General features: G+C 40.4%; 10 protein-coding genes. 5 read left to right on the top strand and 5 right to left on the bottom strand.

The window, feature by feature from the left end:
* The first annotated feature begins 97 nt into the window (after window positions 1–97).
* The 3 genes from F6K18_RS19450 to F6K18_RS19440 all read left to right on the top strand — a co-directional run bounded on the left by F6K18_RS19450 (window position 98) and on the right by F6K18_RS19440 (window position 2,564).
* Entirely contained in the window at window positions 98–1,147 is a 1,050-nt protein-coding gene (locus F6K18_RS19450; RefSeq protein WP_287523046.1) for an aromatic ring-hydroxylating dioxygenase subunit alpha, read from the top strand.
* A 452-nt stretch (window positions 1,148–1,599) separates the two neighbouring features.
* Window positions 1,600–1,761, top strand: coding sequence for a hypothetical protein (locus F6K18_RS19445; RefSeq protein WP_287523044.1), 162 nt, complete (start codon window positions 1,600–1,602; stop codon window positions 1,759–1,761).
* Window positions 1,762–2,147: 386 nt separating this feature from the next.
* The gene (locus F6K18_RS19440) at window positions 2,148–2,564 is read left to right on the top strand and encodes a hypothetical protein (RefSeq protein WP_124147236.1); all 417 of its coding nucleotides are present in this window, start codon (window positions 2,148–2,150) and stop codon (window positions 2,562–2,564) included.
* Window positions 2,565–2,818: 254 nt separating this feature from the next.
* On the opposite strand, the gene F6K18_RS19435 is transcribed toward F6K18_RS19440, so the two are convergent.
* Both F6K18_RS19435 and F6K18_RS19430 read right to left on the bottom strand, forming a co-directional pair.
* Window positions 2,819–3,643, bottom strand: coding sequence for a YwiC-like family protein (locus F6K18_RS19435; RefSeq protein ID WP_287523041.1), 825 nt, complete (start codon window positions 3,641–3,643; stop codon window positions 2,819–2,821).
* Window positions 3,644–4,236: 593 nt separating this feature from the next.
* The gene (locus F6K18_RS19430) at window positions 4,237–6,435 is read right to left on the bottom strand and encodes a calcium-binding protein (protein ID WP_287523038.1); all 2,199 of its coding nucleotides are present in this window, start codon (window positions 6,433–6,435) and stop codon (window positions 4,237–4,239) included.
* Between the two features lie 1,506 nt (window positions 6,436–7,941).
* On the opposite strand from F6K18_RS19430, the gene F6K18_RS19425 reads away from it, so the two are divergent.
* On the top strand, window positions 7,942–8,070 hold the full coding sequence (locus tag F6K18_RS19425) for a hypothetical protein (RefSeq protein WP_287523035.1): 129 nt from the start codon (window positions 7,942–7,944) through the stop codon (window positions 8,068–8,070).
* Window positions 8,071–8,150: 80 nt separating this feature from the next.
* Here the strand turns inward: F6K18_RS19425 and F6K18_RS19420 are convergent, their stop codons facing one another.
* Entirely contained in the window at window positions 8,151–13,772 is a 5,622-nt protein-coding gene (locus tag F6K18_RS19420; protein WP_287523034.1) for a cadherin-like domain-containing protein, read from the bottom strand.
* Here F6K18_RS19420 and F6K18_RS19415 point away from each other — a divergent pair.
* A complete protein-coding gene (locus F6K18_RS19415; RefSeq protein WP_287523032.1) occupies window positions 13,765–14,376 on the top strand; it encodes a hypothetical protein in 612 nt (203 codons plus the stop codon). The two genes, F6K18_RS19420 and F6K18_RS19415, sit on opposite strands and share 8 nt — an antisense overlap.
* Before the next feature lie 1,028 nt (window positions 14,377–15,404).
* Here F6K18_RS19415 and F6K18_RS19410 read toward each other — a convergent pair.
* Both F6K18_RS19410 and F6K18_RS19405 read right to left on the bottom strand, forming a co-directional pair.
* Window positions 15,405–18,317: a cadherin-like domain-containing protein gene (locus tag F6K18_RS19410; RefSeq protein ID WP_287523030.1), complete on the bottom strand. Its 2,913-nt coding sequence runs from the start codon at window positions 18,315–18,317 to the stop codon at window positions 15,405–15,407.
* 377 nt (window positions 18,318–18,694) lie between these two features.
* Entirely contained in the window at window positions 18,695–22,438 is a 3,744-nt protein-coding gene (locus F6K18_RS19405; protein WP_287523027.1) for an Ig-like domain-containing protein, read from the bottom strand.
* Window positions 22,439–22,564: the final 126 nt, after the last annotated feature.

Raw genomic sequence — 22,564 nt, 5'->3', positions numbered from 1 at the left:
CAAGAATTTGTTAACCTGAAATATTAATCATTGTGAAATTTTCCTACAAAACTACTCCGATTTATTTATTAATTCTTAAATATTATCTCTAAACCCTATGTCTTCTTCTCAAATAACTTTTTTCCATGATATCCGTAACTTAGGAATTAATCACAATCACTGGTATGCTGTTGCCCGCAGTGTAGAGGTAAAATGTCAGCCTTTCAGCATTACCCTTTGGCATCAATCAATTGTCCTTTATCGGGACTCAGAGGGAAAAGTCCATGCTCTGGAAGACCTTTGTCCTCATCGTTTTGTCAAACTTAGTTCTGGTCGCGCGATCGCCGATGAATTAGAATGTGCTTATCATGGATGGCGCTTTAAGTCAAGTGGCAAATGTTCTTATGTACCTTATTTAGCAAGTAATCAAAAATTGCCTAGCTGTCAAATTAGAACTTTTCCAGTACAAGAGTTAAATGGTTTTATTTGGCTATTTCCTGGAGATAAATCAAAGATAAATTTAGTTTCTCCTTTAGAAATACCTGAGTGGGAACACCTCAACTATATAGCCACCATCTCAGTTATAAAATGTCGAGCCCACTATTCTTATTTAGTGGAAAATTTGATGGATATGTACCACGGACATTTACATCAAAACTGGCAAGCATGGGCAGCAGCAAAATTAGTAGATTTATCTGAAAATGACAGTCGAGTAGATGCTTATTATCAGGCTCAAAGTTATTACAAAATCGATAAAATTTGGTCTATCTCTCAATTATTATTTCCTAGTTTGCGACAACTCCATCCCGAACCATTAAATGTTAGTTATATCTATCCAAATTGGGTTTCTAACCTGGGCAAAGATTTTAAAATTTATTGTCTTTTATTACCTATTAATGAAAAACAAACCCAAGCTTATCTGATTCACTTTACATCACTTCATGCCTTTTGGCGTTTACATAAACTACCAGAATGGTTTAGAAGATTTGTGAAAAATAGTTTATTTGGTTCAGCTCAAAAACTACTTGATGGATTAGTGCAGCAAGATGTAGAGATGATTGAAGAAGAACAGCAAGCTTATCTGAAAAATCCCCAGCAACGTAGCTATGAGTTAAATAAAGCTTTGGTAAGTACACAAAGATTAATTAAAAAACAAGGCCTCCAATGAATCATAAATATATGCTGAAAATAATAGAATATCTGTTGAACAGCCGATAAGATACTTATCAAGGAATAAAACTTATCATACATAAGTTATAACCGTATTTAGTGTGAGGTCAAAAGTCCCTGAGTTAAATCAGGTCAAGAAAGAAAAATTGCTCCTTAATGAATCTGGAGGATTCCAAAATGGAGTATAACTTTTGAGGAATTATCAAGAGTTATTCTCCAGGGAGCAGCTATATAGCTAATGGAAATTAGCCTGATCAAAAAGCGATTTTGACAGCAAGCGTATTTCGATCAGGGTGATGAAAAAGAGCAAAGTATTTTTGCCGAGGCAAATTGATACCTGATGAGACTTTAAGGGGTGCAATGATTAATTTAGTAACCTTTTTTCCTCAATATAGTATTAGTTGGCCAGATAATGGAAAAAATATGGAGCAGTAACTTTAGGTACTCAGAATGGTCAAACACAAAAAAATCTGTAATGAAGTACAGGATGGAACAAGTCAGCGCAATAAATTTGGTATCTATACCAATATGTTTGAGCATAAGGGGGGTAATTTGACTGCTCCTACTGGGAAGATAAGTCCAGTGACAGCAAATAGAGGTCAAGCAGAATAATAATCCTATTCCTTTGCAAAACCAGTAATTAGGATCCCGTGCACTGAAGTTGCCGGAGAAGTCAAAACAGCCAATATAGCAGAAGCAACAAGGAACAAGGAAGAAAGAAAAATCTGGCGTTGTCTGAGTTTTAAGCTTGGGAAGATAAGTCCAGTGACAGCAAATAGAGGTCAAGCAGAATAATAATCCTATTCCTTTGCAAAACCAGTAATTAGAATCCCGTGTACTGAAGTTGCGGGAGAAGTCAAAACAGCCAATATAGCAGAACCAAGAAGGAACAAGGAAGAAAGAAAAATCTGGCGTTGTCTGAGTTTTAAGCTTTTGATATGTCCTAACCTTTCCTTCGACTGCTATATCTCTCACATTATGGATGGAGCTAGTTCAACATGGGTAATACCATTGGCATAATGTTTGGGTTTTTAGGTGGAACAATTTTCGCCAGTGAGGGGGGATACAAAGTCTTACAACACCCTAACCCAAACCGAGAATATCAAAGACTTTCAGAAGCTAAATGGTTTTTGGCCTTGAGGTGGTGCGAACAATTTCCAGCCCCTGCTGGTATCCTTAACTTCCAAGGTCAATTTTCTTTTTATAATCAAGCAGCATTAAGAATTGGAGAACACAATTTTTTACCTCTAGAGTATAGGCAAGAAATTTTTAATCAATGTTTATCCTTGCCAGCAGGTACAACAAAAACTTACTCAATTTTTGCCCCTGATGGTAGTTATTTTAGCTCTTTTGAGGTGATGGGAATTGATATCGATCCTAGATATGGTAGGATTGCTATTGTCAATTCACTCTAATTTTTTCAATCAAAAAAATTAGTAGTCCTAAAATAGTAAGGATAAAGGACATTAGAAGTATTCCGTGACTAGGCGTGTTTCCTATTATAGCACTACAAAAAAGTGTTAGGACATTGATAAAATTAAAATTCTTTACCTACAAAGTTTTGACTTGAGCTGATAACACAGTTCCTCCGTCAGGAGGATAGCTGAATGCTTAAAGCTGAATGCTTAAAGCTATACTTATCATTAACTTCTTTACCACTACCAAAAAATTAAGCATTAGGTAGGTGAGCAGGAAGAACGCTTATGGCAGCAATAGCAATGTAGATAAGGGCGAAACGGGTTTCAAATATTGCGACAAAATAAAATTTTGTTGTGCGATACCAATCTAATCTAAAGGCGATCGCTACTAACTTGACTAAGGCCACAGTATAGGATAAAGCTGTGGCTATATTTAAGCAGTTGAAGCAGTAAAGACTCAGTATAATTAGGACTGCAGTTCCATGATATATCATTCCAGGTACAGGAGAACTGGTTTTCTTTTTTCGCAACTTGAGTGTAAATATAGCACTGCTGAAAAATAAGGTATTCAAGATCCACATTGCCATAGCAGCTAAAGAAATATGGCCTGTCGTAGCTATATATGCTAAAGGTGCTGATAGACAGATAGCTGTAAATCCAATTAATTCATTTAGTATAGATTTTTGTTTTTGCTTTAGCACTGCAATACTATCCGCAACTAAAGCTGCTATTGCTAGGCAATAGATCCATAGCAAACATGGAGATTGAAAATATAGCCATGCAGCGATCGCCAGCGCAATACTTCCATATAACCCACCCCAAATTAGAAAGCGGGGTTTCCAGCTACTTCGCTGTTTTATTTGCACGACTAAGGGATGTTCTGCTTGCAAGGCGAAAAAAGCACAGATCAAAGCTAAAGTTGTTGAGTTTGTCCATTCCTGAGCTAAAGCTGCCCCTGTGATAAAGGAGCCACCCAATACTAGCAAAATTCCTTGCTCTGGAGAAAATGTCGGTCTATACCAAGCTTGTAGGTTGGAACGATTTTTATTAGAGGTAGTTGTTGATAACTCAACCATGATTAAACTCCTTAAAGAAGGCGATCGGTTTTGGACGTTAGGTATGATATCAAGTTCGGATTAGCGGTCTTACTGTAGGTTGGGCGAAATGTATCTCACAACCAAAAAAAAATAGACATCTGTTGGATTTTCTTCTTCATCCTGCCCATAAGCTGCAAAGGGTGAAGAAACTCCGCATTGGTGTTGGCCTTCTCCCCGGACGAATGATTGTTCAACCCTACCTACAAAGTTTACATTGAAACTAATCTTTATCAAGAATTTCTTGATAATTATTATTAATAATTTCACAAATCATAGCTAAATTTTAAGTATTGATTTATACAAAATTTTTAAATAGTTAGTAAATCGGGGATTTGTAAATAAAAGCTTAAACTCTTAGGGTCAGGAAATACTTAAATAAGAGTGCACGAGATAGGTAATTTTACTTCATAGAGCTGGTTATGGACTTTTGCATTGAACTAACTAATAAATTATTTAATTGATAATTAGATGCAATTATTTTGGCATAACCTAAAAAGCGATCGCCTCTTCTATGTTGAGGAGCGATCGCTTTAAAAGTTAACTAGATTTTGAAAAAGAGTGCTAATCTCAAGTTAGATAACGACAAAATCAGTAGTATCAATAGCAGCAGGAAGAACATTACTCAAAGTTGCTAAATTTTCTCCAGTCGCAGTCACTCGGAGAATAGTATCTGTACCACTTGTACTAATAGCAGTATTCAAGTCATTGAAAGTCAGACCATCTAATAAGAAGTTATCTGTTCCATCAATATAGTCTGTAATTAAGTCATTGCCATCGCCAGAACGTAAGAGGAAACTATTAGCACCAGCTCCACCAGTCAGTTCATCAACACCTAGACCACCATCAAGGAGATCGTCTCCGTCACCACCGTCCATGGTGTCTATACCAGCACCACCTAAGAGAGTATCTGCACCAGCACCACCGATAAGGTTATCTCGACCATTTCCACCATTGAGAGAGTCTCGGCCGTTACCTCCATCGAGGATGTCTCGATCGCCTCCACCTAAGAGAGTATCTCGACCACCATCACCGATAAGGTTATCTTGGCCAGCACCACCATCAAGGAGGTCTCGACCGCCACCACCGATAAGGTTATCGTCACCGCTACCACCGAGAAGGTTATCATCACCGCCTTCACCGTCAAGGAGATCGTCACCGTTACCACCGTCGAGGACATCGTCACCGCTACCACCGAGAAGGTTATCATTACCTGCACTACCAAACAGTTGATCGTTACCTCCCATACCGTCTATTAAATCATTTCCTCCTAAACCCTCGATAATCTCATTGTCACCATCACCGGTTATTACATCGTCACCGCCAGTACCAGTAATATCTGGGGTTGGTGTAGTAGGGTCTGGGTCTGGGGTAGGAGTAGGGGTGGGTTCAGGTGTGGGGGTAGGAGTAGGAGTCGGACTCGGAGTGGAGTTGCCAAACTCAAAAGCACCAATATCAGCTACACCATTAACAACGCGCTGGAAACCTGTACCCCGTTGGTCAGTAGTCAGACCAAGAGGGTTGCTGCCAGCATTAATAGCAGCACTGTCAGCTTGTAAAGCATGGGTTTGAGTAGGACCACCATTGTCAGCAAGGGGGTCTAGACCAGCATTAGTATTAGTGAGGTCGCCTGTAGCGTTGAAACTACCAGTTGCGTTTCCTGTACCAATTAAGTTGTTACCTCCACTGGTGAAAGTATTGTCACCGCTGCCACCTACAATATCAACATCACTGTTAACGTTACCAGAGACAATGGAAGAAGTAACTGTTGTTGAGGTACTCTGACTACTTCCAAAACTAGCAATACCGCTGCCCTGACCAGCAGGAGCTTCATTCAAAGTAATAGTGCTGTTGTTAATTTCAGCAGCACCAAAGTTGAAAATACCACCACCATCGGAGGTTGCTGTGTTGCCACTGATGGTACTGTTGGTAATAGTAGCAGTGGGGCGGTTACCAAAAACATCATCTTTGACGTAGAGACCACCACCGTCATCTCCAGCACTATTACCATTAATAGTGCTATTTTCAATAGTTACATTTCCGTGGGCAGAAATACCACCACCATCGGCAATAGCTGAGGTAGCAAGGTTATTACTGATAGTAGTGTCAGTAATTGTAGTATCACCATAGACAAAAACACCACCAGCATCGTTATTAGCAGTGTTACCAGTAATGGTACTGTTGTCAATAGTAGTATCGCCTGTACCAATTGTATAAACAGCACCACCAGTATCGAAGGCAAAGTTGTTAGAAAGGATGCTATTGGAGATAGTTGCTTGACCACCGTTGAAAATACCACCACCAGCAGCATATCCAATAGTTGTTCGGTTATTACTAATAGTGGTGTCGGTAATATTAGCTGTAGCACCTAGACTATTGAAAATACCACCGCCATCTTCATTAGCTACGTTGCCTGTGACAGTACTGTTGCTGAGTGTAAGATTTTCGGCGTTGAAGATACCACCACCATCTGCGCCAGTACCGGAAGCGTTTCCACCTGTAATGGTTACTCCATCAATGCTAACTGTAACTTGGGAAGCAGTGCCATCATCTATGTTAAATACACGGGAGGTATTTCCCGCATCTATTGTGACTGGGTTGGTTTCATCGCCATCAATGGTGAGGTTTTTATCAATGAGAAGTTCGCTCGCTAGGGCGATAGTTTGACCACCTAGACTGGGGTCGAAGTTAATTGTCTCACCTGCGGTAGCGTCGAGAATTGCTTGTCTTAGGGAACCAGCTCCACTATCATTAAGATTAGTTACTGTAGCCATAGTTTGTTCTACTTTTTAGTATTTAGTATTTTGTTCACTATTTGTTTAAGCATTGTTAATTGCTTCTCATCCGGAAAATAAGATTAATTTAGATTAGTTAATTTTGCCTAAAATTCAAATTAATTATGGCAATAATATCGAGAAATACCTTAATTATCCCAGTTGAATATTTCCTCAGTAAATCATCAGTTAATCTACTGAAAAATATGGCAAATTTTCTACAATTTTGCAGCAAATTATAGGTAATTTGTAACAATTTTTTTTTCATGTTATATGATGTCCGGATAATTAGTGATAAGAAAACTCTCTCCTTCAACTCCAGTTCTTCTTCTTCTTTCTTCTTTCTTCCCTCCTGACTCCTGAGGACTGACTCCTGAGGACTCCGTAATTATTTATTTATCACTGTTCAACCGGACATGATATTATTACAAATTACTAAATGCTTATTCAATTGATATTACATCCATTTGTAAAAATGACTTTTAACTATCATTTCACTTCTTCATATCTCAGCCTGAAAAACAGGAAAAAAATATGATTATTTATTCTGTAATTTTGCTGAGTTCGATTAATGATAATTACCGATGAATTGACAATAGACAATAAATATTTCAGCAACTTCAACTAGAAAACTCTGGTAGTTTTCACTTAGATGCTGTTAAATGATATAGCTGAAGGAAGAAGGAAGAGGGAAGAAGGAAAAATGTTGCTTTGTCTAAGTTTTAAGCTTTTGAACTGCCCTAACCTTTTCTTCGACTGCTATATTCAAATAATAAGTAAATTCAAGGAGATTTTTTCCCTTTTAATTCAAGATTCTAATTTTTTTTCCTGCCACCGTATCACAAGTAGGTAGGAATTCAATCCAAACAAGGGTGCAACTAACCTGATTTTCTTTATGCACTTAATCTCGATCATTGATGCTTTTCCATCCTACTCATTCTTTCATCAAAGTGTCAAGGGTAAAGGATTATTTTTTTTAAGAAAAGCTATAGCGCTACGCGCAAGTCAAAAGTCAAAAGTCAAAAGTAATATCATGTCCGGATAATTAGTTATAAAAAAACTTTCTCCTTCAACTCCAGTTCTTCTTCTTTCTTCCCTCTTTCCTCCTGAATCCTGAGGACTGACTCCTGAGGACTCCGTAGTTATTTATTTATCACTGTTTAACCGGACATGATATAATATCTGAATGAGTTTGAGCATTTATAAATGTTCTAATATCATGTTCCTCCTCCGGGGGAGCTACGAATTGCGGATAATCAGTTATAAATAAAATTTAATGACTGACAGTACCGACAGTACCAAAGAAATACTGAAATTATCTTTACTTTTCTCCAATATTTGCTCTTTTTCTCCTTTTTTCCCTCCTGACTCCTGAGGACTGACTCCTCACAACAGTTATTTATAAGTATTCAACCGAATATGATATAACCTATTTGTGTAGTCCTATATAAAAAATAGGTTGCTGAGTTCTCAACAACCTATCTAGTAAGGGATACAAAATTATTAGTGACTGATACTTACAGCGCTTTTCAGTTGAGTAAACCACAAAACTGCTGTAGGAGTCAGGAGTCAGAAGTCAGGAGTCAGGAGTTAGGAATCAGGAGTCAAGGTTCTAGATCCTCAAGTTGCCAGTGAATACAAATCTTCAATCATGTCCCCCAGTAATTACGACTGTGGTCTATCCATTTGAAAACTGCTATAATAGCAACTGGATATTAGATAATAGTAAAGTCGTCATTTATATCCAGGGCAACAACCCCACTAACATCTTCTAATTCTGCCAAAATTTGTGAATCATCACCAACCGTATTATCGCCATTAGCATCATAAATGAGGTAAGTTTTACCTTCAACTTCGTAGGCAAATAAACCAGGGTTTCCAGCTATTAACACATTTCCAGAAATATTGGTAGTTTGTACATCGGTAGCAATATTATCAACAGCAGGAATAACTGTGCTAGAAAATGCAATAGTATCCCCACCGACGACACCTAAGTCCTCAAAACCAGTAATGCGGTCGTACAAACCAGCACTAATGGCAGTACCAATAGAAGCAGCATCCGCAGCATTAAACTTCGCACCACCGTCATCAGCACTGGTATAAACAAAAGTATTATTGCCATTATCATCAGAGAGGGTATCCGCTCCCAGACCACCAATAAAGATATCATCATCGTCACCCCCATCTATGGAGTCGTTACCGTCACCACCGACTAAACTGTCGTTTTCATCATCTCCTGCTAAAGTGTCGTTACCTGCTAAACCTTCCAGAGTATCGTCGCCTCCGCTACCATCAAAATTATCATTAAACTCACCACCCACCAAGAAGTCAGGATCATTACTAACATCCAGAATATTTACCGTAGCAGTAGCAGTAGCTTCGTCGAGACCATCCGTAATGGTGTATTGAAAGAGGTCGGTACCAGTGCCAAACACTGCTGTGTATTGAACTTGAGTACCCAAGTTATTTAAGATACCCAAAGGCTCATCATTGCTAAGAGTTGTAATTGACAAAGGATCTGGGCCATCAATATCGCTGTCATTTCCCAACACATCAATTGTTATCACATTCCCCAAATTGGTAAATACTGGCCCGTCATCAATGGCAATGGGCAGGTCATTTACTGGGGTGACATCAATATTAATAACTTGGGTAGAGGAACTATTTTCGTCATTGCCATCATCAACGGTGTAACTGAAAGTGCTAGCAGCTCCATTAGCGTTAGCAACTGGAACAAATGTTAATGATGTTAGTTGGTCTGTGGTTAACTGTTGACCAATAGTTACCGCAGTTACCGGAGTATCATTTGACAATAGTACTTGCCCAATTTCTGGGTTAGGAATACTGTCAACAGTAATAGTTAACGCATCACCATCGGGGTCAGTGGGTGCTGGAATGTCTAAGGTCGCATTATTATCTTCCTCCAAGATGACAGTTTTATCAGCTTCTACTTCGGGAGGTCGGTTAGCTTCGACGATATTAATATTTAACAACCCACTGGTAGTACCGCCGTCTTGGTCTGTAACCAGGAAATTAAAACTGTCAGTGCCAATACTAGCAGTAGTAGTTGCATAACTAATTTCTCCATTATCGAGATTTTCCTGAGTGAATTTACTTCCTACTGCTAAAGTTTCTCCTCCCTGTTGTAATTCCCCTAAAGTCGGCACTTCAGTCAGGGTATATTGTAGAGAAGCAGCAGTGGCAGTTTCTACATCAGGGTCAATAAATTGGAGATTTTCTGTAGGAATGACCTTACTTTGACCAATAAATGCACTTAGGTCAGTCGTAGTACCGACAGGTGGATCGTTGACCCGAATATTAAAGGTATCTGTCACTTTACCGCCATCAACATCGATGACTTGGAAACTAAAGGAGTCATCATTTGTATCAGTAGCTGTGTGTTGGTAGATAACTACGCCACTATTGATATTTTCTTGAGTGAAAGTATTGGTGGGGTTATCCTCCAGTTGTAATATTCCTGCTGCTGCTTCAGTGGTAACTGTATAAGTAAAAGCATTTGTACCATTATCCCCATCCGTTGTCTGCAATAAATTCTGACTGATGCTTCCTGTCCCCCCAAGGTTGACAACCAGTTCGCTGTTTTTAGTAATTTCGGGGATGTCGTTGACCAAGATATTAGCAGTACCAACACCTTCACTAAAGGCATTTGTGCCACCTATGGTTGAGATATCGGTTAGTTCGCTAGTATTACTGCTGCCGTCGGTGGTATCCCAACCACGGAATTGAATAGTGGCATCGCCGAAAAAGTCGGTATTGGGAACAAAACGTAGGCGTTCACTTGTTGTAGCTGTCAGTAATGTCGTATTGCTATTACTCACGTCTACCCAGTTTGTACCATCATCTACGGAATATTGCCACAGACCATTACTATTATCTATTTGAGTAATAGCTATTCCGCTACTCGCTCCTCCATCAGCATCTGTAACTGCACCAGCGATCATACTTGCGACGGGAGTGCCAGTATTATTTACTTCATTTTCATTGATAGTTGTCAGAGCTAAATTTCCTAGGTCTGTTAGTACTGGTGCATCGTTTAATGCTTCTACTTGTACGGATATAGTACCTGTTTGAGTCGCAGTAGCATCGTTAGCTGTTTCTGTTGCTGTAGCTGTAACTGTTAAGTCAAAACTAAAGGTTGTTCCGGTCTCTCGGTCTCCAGGAGGGGAGATAGTTAAATTGGTTAATTCCTCTGGGGTCAAAACCCAACTACCATCACCTTGGTCTGTTCCTGCGGAAAGAGTTGCTCCTGCTGGCACTCCACTAATAGTAATAGACAGATTTTCTGAACCGCTAGTATCTACTAAACTAGCAGCTATACCCAGAGGTAGCTCTTCTATATCTGTTCCTGATACATTTGGTGTAGATATTTCCAGGTTAGGAGTATCGGCAACGGGAGTAACATTAATGTTGACTGTTGCTGTATCTGTGAACCCTTGAGTATCCGTAATAGTATATGTGAAACTCTCCTCCCCACTAAAATTCTCATTAGGCGTATAGATGAAACTCTCTGTTGTTTCTGCTAAAGTGCCATTTTTAATATTATCGGCAGCAAACTCAGTAATTGTAATTTGCTCACCATCAGCTTCGGAATCATTTGCCAATAATTCTGACTTATTAATAGTTATTGCCGTATCTTCGTTAGTCTCAAATACATCATCACCAGCTATGGGAGAGGTATCACCGGGATTAATATTAATATTTAGTAACCCACTGGTCGTACCCCCGTCTTGGTCAGTCACAACATAACTAAATGTATCTGTTCCAGGTTCATCTCCTGTATGTTGGTAAGAGAGACTGCCTTGGTCAATATCCTCTTGAGTGAAAGTATCCGTTACTTCCAGAATCGCCTTTCCTAGTTGTAGTTTTCCACTGGTTGGTAATTCTGTAACTTCATAAATTAGAGTTTCTGCAACAGCATCAGTATCAGGATCTTCTGCCAGTAGATTTTTATTAGTAATTTCTTCCTGGGTATCTTCATCGAGACTTAAATTTTTGCTCGTAATATTTGGCGGGACATTAACTCTGATTTCAAATGTGTCTGTGGTTTCACCTCCTACCTGGTCTGAAACACTGAAACTAAAAGAATCATTTTTAGTATCATTATTATCGTGTTCATAAGTAAGTAACCCTTGGTCAATATCCTCCTGAGTAAAACTGGTAAAGCTTCCTCCATCAACTAGCAAATTACCACGAGTAGGGAATTCTGTAACCGTATAAATTAGAGAAGTCTTACTATCATCGGTTGTTTCTAGGAGAGTATTATCTATTATTCCAGTCTCTTGTGTATTGACCACTAATTCGGTATTCGTTCCCACCAATGGTAAATCATTAATACTGAGATTAATTAAAGCAGTATCAGTTTGAGGTTCGCCTAAACCTGTGTTGCCTTGGTCATTTACCGAGATGCTGATAGAATCACTACCTGAGTTATTACCTGTATATGTCAGGGTGTTGAGAGATTGGTTAATATTTTCTAAACTTCCGGTAAATACTATTTCCGCATCTGCTTGACCATCACCAGTTGTAAAGGTGAGACCAGAGGTAGAATTAAGGGTGAGATTACCGTCATTAGTAGTTTCTAGGGTAACTTCTAATTCTCCGTCTCCAGCATCGGGGTCTGTTACCTCAATACCAACAATATCTAATTGTTCCCCTTCATTAACCAGTTGTTGGTCGTCAGGAATTGTAATTTCTGGTGGGTCGTTGACATTGAGCAGGGCGATCGTAAATGACTTAGTTAAGTTTTCTCCAGCATTGTCAAATGTTCTGACTTGGATGTCATAGGTCTCTTGTTGCTCAAAATCAAGATTTGCTCCCTCTGCTACAACTAGCTGGTCTTCGTTGAGAGCAAAGCGTCCATCAGCATCATCAACTAATCTATATTCATGGACATCACTTTCATCTGGGTCTTCTGTGGTAAATGTACCAATAACTGTACCTGCTTCACTATTTTCTTCCACACTATCGTTATCTAACAGAATGTCAGTGGGAGGATCGTTGAGAGAAGGTGGCGTTACTTCACCTGGATCTGGAGGGGTTGGTGATGGTGTTGAGTCTGGCGAGTCTGTTGGGGTTGGTGATGGTGTTGAGTCTGGAGAATCTGTTGGGGTTGGGGTTGGTGATGGGTCTGGCGAGTCTGTTGGTGTTGGTGATGGGTCTGGCGAGTCCGTTGGGGTTGGTGATGGGTCTGGCGAGTCCGTTGGGGTTGGTGATGGGTCTGGCGAGTCTGTTGGTGTTGGTGTTGGTGTTGGGTCTGGCGAGTCTGTTGGTGTTGGTGTTGGTGTTGGTGTAGCTGTAGGAAAAGGAGTTTCTGGAGTAGGGAAGAAATTACCAGAATTAAGAGTGCCACTATCAACACCAATTAAGATAGCCAAAGTATTACCGTCAGCATTCCGAATAACAGTATTACCACCCTCGTCAGATATTTCTAAATCTTCAAACCTCAGACCTCCCTCCAAACTAAGAATATCCTCTGTAGTACTAAAGTCAGTAACAGTATATAAATTATCAGGTTCCTCAAAATCTACAATAACGAAACTATCTTCACCCTCGCCTCCAGTTAAAGTATCATCACCTCGACCACCTATCAATAGATCGTCACCCTGACCTCCATCAATAGAATCATTTCCTTTACCACCTGAGAGGACATCATTTGCCTCCCCACCATCTAGAGTATCGTTTCCTCGTTCACCATTGAGAGTGTCAGCACCTGCATCTCCTAATAATAAGTCATTATCTTTACCTCCAGATAATACGTCATCTCCCGTACCACCATCTAGAGTATCGTTGCCTTGGTTTCCTGATAAAGAATCATTATCTTCATTTCCTGAAATACTATCAGTACCTTCACCACCCCTAATAACATCTAACCCCGCACCACCAGAGATAATATCGTTACCATCCTGACCGAGAAGCGTATCATTACCTCCATCTCCTGCTACCGTATCATCGCCAATATCTCCTGAAACAAAGTCGTTTTCTTCTCCTCCTGCTACATCATCGTTTTCCTTACCACCGTAAATAACGTCTCTACCTTCTCCACCTCTGACTGTATCTGAGCCGCGATCGCCGAATACTGTATCATTCCCAGCATCACCGAGAACAGAGTCAGCATCTCTTCCACCTCGTAGACTATCATCTCCCAAACCACCGCTAACTGTATCATTGCCTCGGTTGCCGTTGATTTGGTCGTTGCCTTCTTGGCCAAGTAAAGAATCACCTTCTTCTTGGCCAAATACTATATCATTGCCACCTAGTGCAGAATATGTATCGCTGAAGACACTACCAAATGCTAGATCGTCTCCCTCGGTGCCCACTGCTTCACCACCTGGAAGTAAAGTTCCTCCTCCTGGTGCTGTAGGTACGGGAGCTGGCGTTGTTGCAGGCGTTGGTGCTGGTGTAGGAGATGGGGTTGGTGCTGGTGTTATTACTGGTGGGGTTGGTGTTATTACTGGTGGAGTTGGTGTTATTACTGGTGGTTCTGTTGGTTCTACTGGTTCTATCACTACAAAGTCGCCATTTGCATCGAAGAAACCTATTATTCCATCTATTACAACTATCTCCCTACCTTCGGGAGTTGTTGGTATGGGTGTTGGCGCTGGGGTTGTTGCTGGGGTTGGTGCTGGTGTTGGCGCTGGTGTTGGTGCTGGGGTTGGTGCTGGTATTGGTGCTGGTGTTGGTGCTGGTGTTGGTGCTGGTGTTGGTGCTGGTGTTGGTGCTGGTGTTGGTGCTGGGGTTGGTGCTGGGGTTGTTGCTGGGGTTGGTGCTGGTGTTGGAGATGGGGTTGGCACTGGTTGTAATGGTACAAAGTCACCATTATCATCAAGGAAACCTCGTATGGGAAAGCCATTTATTATCCTTGTAATTATTTCAACATTTATAGGTGTGCCTGCTGAAGCCATTTTTCTACCTCTTAAATAATATATAATTTACGTTAGCTAGTATGAGACAAGGTCAAGATTTTTTTTGTTTATCTACTTCTTGATGATGTAGTAATATTGTTAACTTTTACAAGGGATAATATTGTTTTTATTACAGGTTATATCATGTCCGCTTAATTAGTAAAAATAAAGTTCTTAGGTAATAGGTGGTAGGTGTAAATTCAAGAGGGAATACTGAATAGGATCATAAATTTGGGAGACACCTTCCAGAGCAAGAGGTGAACATTTTTATTATACTTAATTATTCGGAAATGGTATTATTAATAACTTGAATTTATCAAGTTACTTAAATCGAACGAATCCATCTATATTCATTCAACATTTCTCGTATTGGGAAAGTCAAACTGTAACTAATTGAATTAGTTTCAACCATAAAATTTGATGTTTTTTTGCTCTACAACTTTGTTAAGGTTAACATTTTTTTTCCTTTTTAACAATTGGTATAATCTTATAAAGTTATCTAGATATTGCAAGTATTATTTGCTGATCGTTATCTGGGATAAATTATATCATTTGCCCCCTTCGGGGGAGCTACGCTTATGGTAAAACAGTTATAATAGGGCTTCGTAATTTTGCTCTAGTCCTAATATCAAGTCTCATTAATTAGCCATAATAAAAATGTTCTTTTCTTGAGAGAGAATATTTTTTCCTAGGCCATGCTGCGCAAACAAACTTTCCCTTGTTCCCTATTCTCTACTCCCTGCTCCCTACTCCCTAAATTTTTTATTGTGCTTCTTCAAAGATACATGATATAAGACAAGTATTTAATTAAAGGGCTAAAGCCCAACTACAAACAAAAACTTTATTATAACGCGCTTATTTGTTAGCATAGCTCCCCTGGAAGGGGCTAGGGTAGCTCCCCCGGAGGGGGCACATTATATTAACTAGACTTTGAAGATTTATTCTCCTAAAAAATAAAATCGTGGATAATAGCTCGGTCGAACTATTTTTATCCACTTTTGTGGCTGATTTGAACGATTTTTTACATTTTCATATTACCTCCTAGGGTTAAATAAACTTAAAATCTGAAGAGTCAATAACAGTACTAATAGCATCAGGAACAAGAGGTATATTATTAAGGACTGCTAAATCAAAAGCAGGATTACCATCATCCTCAAGATTCGGGTCATATCCTAAGATAACTTTACTATTCAAACTATTATTTACATAGATAAAGAAAGCAGGACTTGTTCCCGAACCATTTTGATTATTCAGAATAGAATTAACTTGCTGCACATTTTCAAATCTATTCTCAAAAATAATTAGTTCTTGACCACTTATATCTTGACCTTGGGAACCCAAATTATCAAGAGAAATTATCACACTAGAAAATTCTGTAGCAGTGCCAGGAGGATTAGTTAAATTGCCAAAATTACTGGATCTAAACAAGAATACATCTACATTACTACCATTAAAATCAGTAATTACATCGACTCCTTCATTGGGGACTTCAAAAAAGAAAGCATCATCTCCCTCATTACCAGTTAACCTGTCTGCACCAAAACCACCACTCAAAGAGTCATCACCTATATTGCCATTGATACTGTCGTTACCTTCGTCACCACTGATAAAATCATTTCCTTCATTACCATCAAGAGTGTCAACCCCTGCACCACCACTCAAAGAGTCATCACCGACCCCACCAACAACACTATCGTTGCCCAACCCACCGAATAAACTATCGCTACCAGTTTGGCCAAGCAGCAGGTCATCATCAGCACCACCGTCTAGAGTATCATTACCAGAATTACCTCCTAAAGTATCATTTCCAGTATTACCAAATAGAGAGTCATTATCATCTTCACCGGATAGAGAGTCATTGCCCGTACCTCCGTCTAGGGTATCGTTACCCTGTCCACCTCTGAGAGTATCTTGTTGTTCTGCTCCTAATAATAGATCGCTCCCATCTTCTCCTAACAAAGAGTCACTATCAGCACCACCATCTAGAGTATCGTTGCCTACTCCTCCGAATAATGTATCAGCTTGTTCTGCACCAAACAAAGAGTCATTTCCAGCTTCACCTAATATAGAATCTTCGTCCGCTCCTCCATCTAAAATATCCTCTCCAGCACGACCACTAATAGTATCCTCTCCAGCATTTCCGAGAATGTAGTCACTTGCGGGAGTACCGTTAATGGTATTATCACCACCTCCACCTTCAGATATATTATCAACAACAGTAATACTAAAGGATGTAGTTGGAATTGTTCCATTATCGCCATCAGAAACAGAAAAAGTAAACGGAAACCTACCTGCTGTGTTACCTGGAGTATATAGAATTAAGTTGTTATTAATATCAGCTTGAGAAAAAGTATCGTCATTATTGATACTATCATCAACTAATGTCAGATTACCTTGTATGGGTGCCCTGATAATATTGTAGGTAATTTCTTCTGCTGTGTTGTCGGTATCTGTAACTAAAAGATTAGTATTGAATATCGTTTGTCTTGCTCCACCTCTCTCAGCAATGATACCTCGGTTATTAACTAACTGCGGTGAGTCATTGACTTTAATATTAACTTGAGCAGTATCGGAACCACCATTGCCGTCACTAATACTATAACTAAAACTGTCCTCTCCCAGGAACCCAGTATTGGGAGTATATGTGTAGGTTGTACTGTTTTCTTGTACTAATGAACCATTTTGTGGTGTACCTATGGCAGAAATACTGAGAGGGTCTCCATCTGGGTCAGAGTCGTTTTCGAGTAGTTCTTGAGTAGTAAAAGTTAATGGTTCATTTTGATTTGTCGTTAAGTTATCGTCCTCTGCTTCAGGGGGGTTGTTGGAAGGTTCTGGAGTTTCTGTGGGTGTGGGTGTGGGAGTTTCTGTGGGTGTGGGTGTGGGAGTTTCTGTAGGTGTGGGTGTGGGAGTTTCTGTAGGTGTGGGTGTGGGAGTTTCTGTAGGTGTGGGTGTGGGAGTTTCTGTGGGTGTGGGTGTGGGAGTTGGACCTGGTGAAGTTGTTGGTCCAGGAGGTGTGGGTGTAGGGAGTGATAATGTTACAAAGTCACTGGAGTCTATTGTGCTACTTTCAACTCCTTCTAGTACTGCCAAAAAATCGCCGTTCGTACCACCTACACTAATAATAGTGTTATCAGGGTTGTCTTCTGATGCAAAAATACTTAGTTCTTCAAAACTCAAACCATTGCTAAGACCGATTAAATCTTCGTTACTGAAGTCATTAATAAAATCTGCACTGCTAACTCCTGGACCTCCTGAGTCACGAGTAATATTAAAGGTATCTTGCCCTATTCCTCCTGAAATTGTATCTGCACCAAGGTCTCCAGAGAGGAAATCTGCACCAACACCTCCTGCTAGTGAGTCTGCATCTTTTCCTCCAAAAAGTACATCATCTCCTGTATTACCTTCTAGAATATCTCTACCTGTTTCACCAAATAATGTATCTCCACCATCATTCCCTAATAAGCGATCGTCACCTGCTCCACCAACTACTGTATCATTACCGATGTCCCCAGCAACAAAATCATCCCCCCGGTCGCCGAATAATAGATCGTCCTCTCCACCACCGACAATACTATCATTCTCTTTACCTCCATAGATAGTATCGTTGCCTTCTTCTCCCCAGATAGTATCACTGTCGCGATCGCCATATAAGACGTCACTACCACTATCTCCAAACAGAGAATCTAAATCTTTGCCACCTCGTAAACAATCATCTCCCGGACCACCGTCGAGGAAATCATTTCCGGCATTTCCGTTCATTTGGTCTTGACCTTCATCTCCCAGGAGAGCGTCATTTTCATCTAGAGCAAAAACTGTATCATCTCCAGACAATGCTAAAATTGTATCTGCTACTGTACTCCCAATGATGGAGTCGCTGAAAATACTTCCTTCTGCTAAACCTCGAATAAAAATTGTTGATGGTAGTTCGACTTGTTGTTTGACTCTTTCTGTTTGTGCCATTTTAATTTTTCCTGATAATTGCTATGAGATAAAAGGGAGTAGGGAGTAGGGGAAATAATTGATAATTTCTGTGGGATAATTAATTTGATTTTTTATTATCTTTATCCCTTATGGGTTTAATACCCCACCGTCAGCGGGGGTGCAAATGCGGTTGGTGGGGTGAGAATCCCCATCGACTCCATTCTCCTGACTCCTGACTCCTTCTTCAATGGAGATGTCTATTTTTTTATAGACAACGGAACAGAAGTAAGGATATTCAGTTAGACAATAGGGGAAAAAGGTTGAATTTTACTCCCATACTCCCCACACTCCCCTATTCCCTTAACCTTGTTCCCTTAAACTTGTTCCCTTAACCTTGTTCCCTGTTGCCTGTTGCCTTATATAAACTCAAAATCACCAGCATCAATAATGGTTGAAATTTGGTCTTCTTCAGGTTCAATAGACTGAAGTATACCCAACTCAAAAGCAGGAACACTGTCATCAGCTAAACTTGTGTCATAACCAAAGACATATTTTCCACGTTGACCATTGAGGTAAACAAAGAAAGCAGGGCGATCGCTGGAGCCATTTTGTACATTTAAGGCAGCATTGACTGCTTGTGCATTATCAAACTTACCTTCAAAAATAATCAGTTCTGCATCACCGATACTCTGACCTTCCGATCCTATATTCTCATCCTGGAGAATTACACTAGAAAAACCGCTATTAGTTAAACCGCCAAAGTTAGCAGATGTAAATAGTAATGTATCATCATCACCTGGTCGGTCGAAATCTCTGACTGTATCTATACCTTGGTCTGCAACTTCATAGAAGAAGAAATCATTCCCGGCACCACCTGTCAGTCGATCGGAACCAGAACCTCCAGCTATAGTATCATTACCAATGCTACCATCAATTCCATCATTGTCATCACCACCTTGGATAGAATCATCTCCTATGTCACCAAGAATTATATCCTGACCAGAACCAGCGTCAATAGTGTCATTACCATCATCACCAACTAGAGAGTCATCACCTTCTTCTCCAAATATTGAATCGTTCTCTGAACCACCTAAAACTGTATCTGCTCCTGCTCCACTACTAATAGTATCGTTGTCTGAACCACCGTCTATTAGATCGCTACCTTCTCCACCAGTTACGGAGTCGTTGTCAGCTCCACTGCGAATGGTATCGTTACCCGCATTACCAGCTATGGTATCGTCACCATCTGCTCCTAGAATAGAGTCGTTTCCTTCTCCTCCAGTCATACTGTCGCTGCCTTCTCCTCCTAAGAGGTTGTCGTTACCAGCATCTCCAGAAAGGCGATCGTTGCCTGTATCTCCAGAAAGGCGATCGTTGCCATCACCACCAAATAAGCTATCGGAACCATCACCACCTCTGAGGGTATCTTGTTGACTGCCACCAAATAGACAGTCATCACCAGAGTCGCCTAACAGAGAGTCGCTTCCTTCACCACCATCTATATAGTCGCTGCTACTGAGACCATCAATACTATCGTCTCCTGCTAATCCCAAAATATTATTACTTAGGGCAGTACCAGTGAAGTTATCCGCTTCATTGGTTAATGTTTTAGTATCATCTACAATACCAATACTAAATGAGTTGGGAGGAACCTGACCCCCGGCAACATCAGAGACTGTGTAGGTAAAAAAGTCACTACCTGCCGTATCATCTGGAGTAAATTGTAGTAAGTTATTGTTAATATCTTCTTGAGTGAAGGTATCTCCCTCCCGTAAACGAGAACTATCTCCTATTCTCAGGTCGCCTAAGTCTGGAGCATCAGTAATTGTGTATATTAACTCATCAGGAGAATTATCAGCATCAGATGCTTGCAAATTATTGGAATTTATAAACCGTATACCTGAAGCAGCTTCTACTACTATGCCAGTATTGTTAACTAACTCTGGCGATCGGTTAATTGTAATTGTCACATTAGCAGTATCGCTACCCCCATTACCATCGCTGATAGTGTAGCTGAAACTTTCTGTACCTACAAAACCATCATCTGGAGTATATTCAAATAACCCATTGCTTTTCTGCACTAACTCTCCATTGGAGACTGATGTAAAATCAGTGACTGTCAGAGGATCGCCGTCAGGATCGGAATCGTTTTCTAATACATTAAATTCTACTAATTTACTTTGACTAGTTGCTACTTCGTCATCTGCTGCATTTGGTCTGCGGTTAGGAATGGGTGGAGGTGTTGGTTCTGGTGTTGGTTCTGGTGTTTCTGTCGGTTCTGGTGTTTCTGTCGGTTCTGGTGTGCCTGTAGGGTCTGGTGTTTCTGTAGGGTCTGGTGTGCCTGTAGGGTCTGGTGTGCCTGTAGGGTCTGGTGTGCCTGTAGGGTCTGGCGTACCTGTGGGAGAAGGAGTAGGAAAAGGAAATCCACCAGAACCAATGAAATTACCAGCATTAATAGTATTACTGTCAACTCCTACTAATATTGCCAAAAATGGACCATCAGAACCATTCTGAATAATAGTATCACGACCTGTACCACTGGGACTTTGGAAAATAACTAAGTCATCAAACCCAAGACCTCCTCCTAAACGAATTAGGTCAGCATTACCATTGAAGTCAGAAATAACATCTGCCTCGAAAATTTCAGGACCGCCATTTTCAGGACTAATGAAAAATGTATCGCTACCCTCATTACCAATCAGAGTATCTGTACCTAAACCCCCTATTAGACAGTCGTTACCAATATTTCCTTGAACTTGGTCGTTACCATCTTCACCGTCTACCGTATCATTATCCCCATCACCACTGAGCAGGTCTGCTCCTGAACCTCCAAATATTGAGTCGTTGCCGAAACCGCCAGATGCTTGGTCATTGCCTTCTTCACCAAAAATAGTATCGCTGCCAGGGTCTCCAAATAGGCGATCGTTACCTATACCGCCACTAACAAAGTCCTCGCCTGCACCACCGCTAACAAAGTCGTTCCCCTCGCCACCAAGAACATTATCGTTACCATCTCCACCTAAGACAGCATCATCTCCTCTGTCGCCGGATACTTCATCATCTCCTGCATCACCAGAAACACTATCATTATCTCTACCGCCATAAAGAGTATCTCGACCATCCCCGCCACTAACGGTGTCATTTCCGCGATCGCCAAATAATATATCATTACCCTCCTCTCCTAAAATCAGGTCGTCATCTTTACCACCACGGGCGTTATCATTTCCTTGGTTTCCTACAACTGTATCATTACCTCGACTGCCATTGAGAGTATCATTATTTTCATCTCCTCTAATTTCATCATTACCACCTTGACCAATAATAGTGTCGTCGCCCACCGCTCCAAATATGACATCTACTTGGTCGCTACCAATTAAAAATTCATTATTGGGAGTGCCTCGGAATACTCCTTCGACTCTTATAGGTGCTCCTTCACTAAGAACACTGATGTTAACTGTTGCCAGAGAACTGGTAGTACCATTGCTTACAGAATAACTAAAACTATCTGTTCCAATAAAAAATTGTCTGGGGGTATAAGTGAAAGTTCCTGTACCATTTTCTAGTAATGAACCATTGGTAGGTAAGCTAAAATTACTAACAAATATTGAATTTCCTGAAGGGTCGATGTCATTTTCGAGGACATTAAAACTAACGGTTTGACTCTGGTTAGTTGTCACTTCGTCATCGACAGCTATTGGTTGTGGTGGTGGTACTGGCGAAGCAGTTGGTGGTGGGGTTGGTGCTGGTGTTGGTGTGGGTAATGCCTGAAACACGCCGTTAACAATTAAACCAATTAGCTCGCCATTATCAGCTCTAACTTCGATAACTTCTGTTGGTGGTGGGGTTGGTTCTGGTGTTGGTGTTGGTTCTGGTGTTGGTGTTGGTTCTGGTGTTGGTGTTGGTTCTGGTGTGGGTGTTTCTGTCGGGGTTGGTGTGGGTGTTTCTGTCGGGGTTGGTGTGGGTGTTTCTGTCGGGGTTGGTGTGGGTGTTTCTGTTGGAGTTGGTGTGGGTGTGGGTGTAGGTGTTTCTGTCGGGGTTGGTGATGGTACTGGCTGTAATGGTACAAAGTCACCATTATCACTAATAAAACCTCGTATGGGAAAACCATTTATTTCCCTTATAACTATTTGCATATTTACAGGTGTTAATCCTGTTCCCATTATTTTTCTCCTTCTAAAAATTATCTTTAATTAGTTTGTGATTTTTCTTGACAAATACTTTTTTTTATAGTAATAAAATCATTTATTTTTCATTGGTCCTCAATTTGACCAATAATTACAATAGGC

Origin of the sequence: Okeania sp. SIO2C2 (assembly GCF_010692625.1) — a bacterium.
Taxonomy (GTDB): domain Bacteria; phylum Cyanobacteriota; class Cyanobacteriia; order Cyanobacteriales; family Microcoleaceae; genus Okeania; species Okeania hirsuta.
This window is presented reverse-complemented; position numbering and strand designations above follow the sequence as displayed.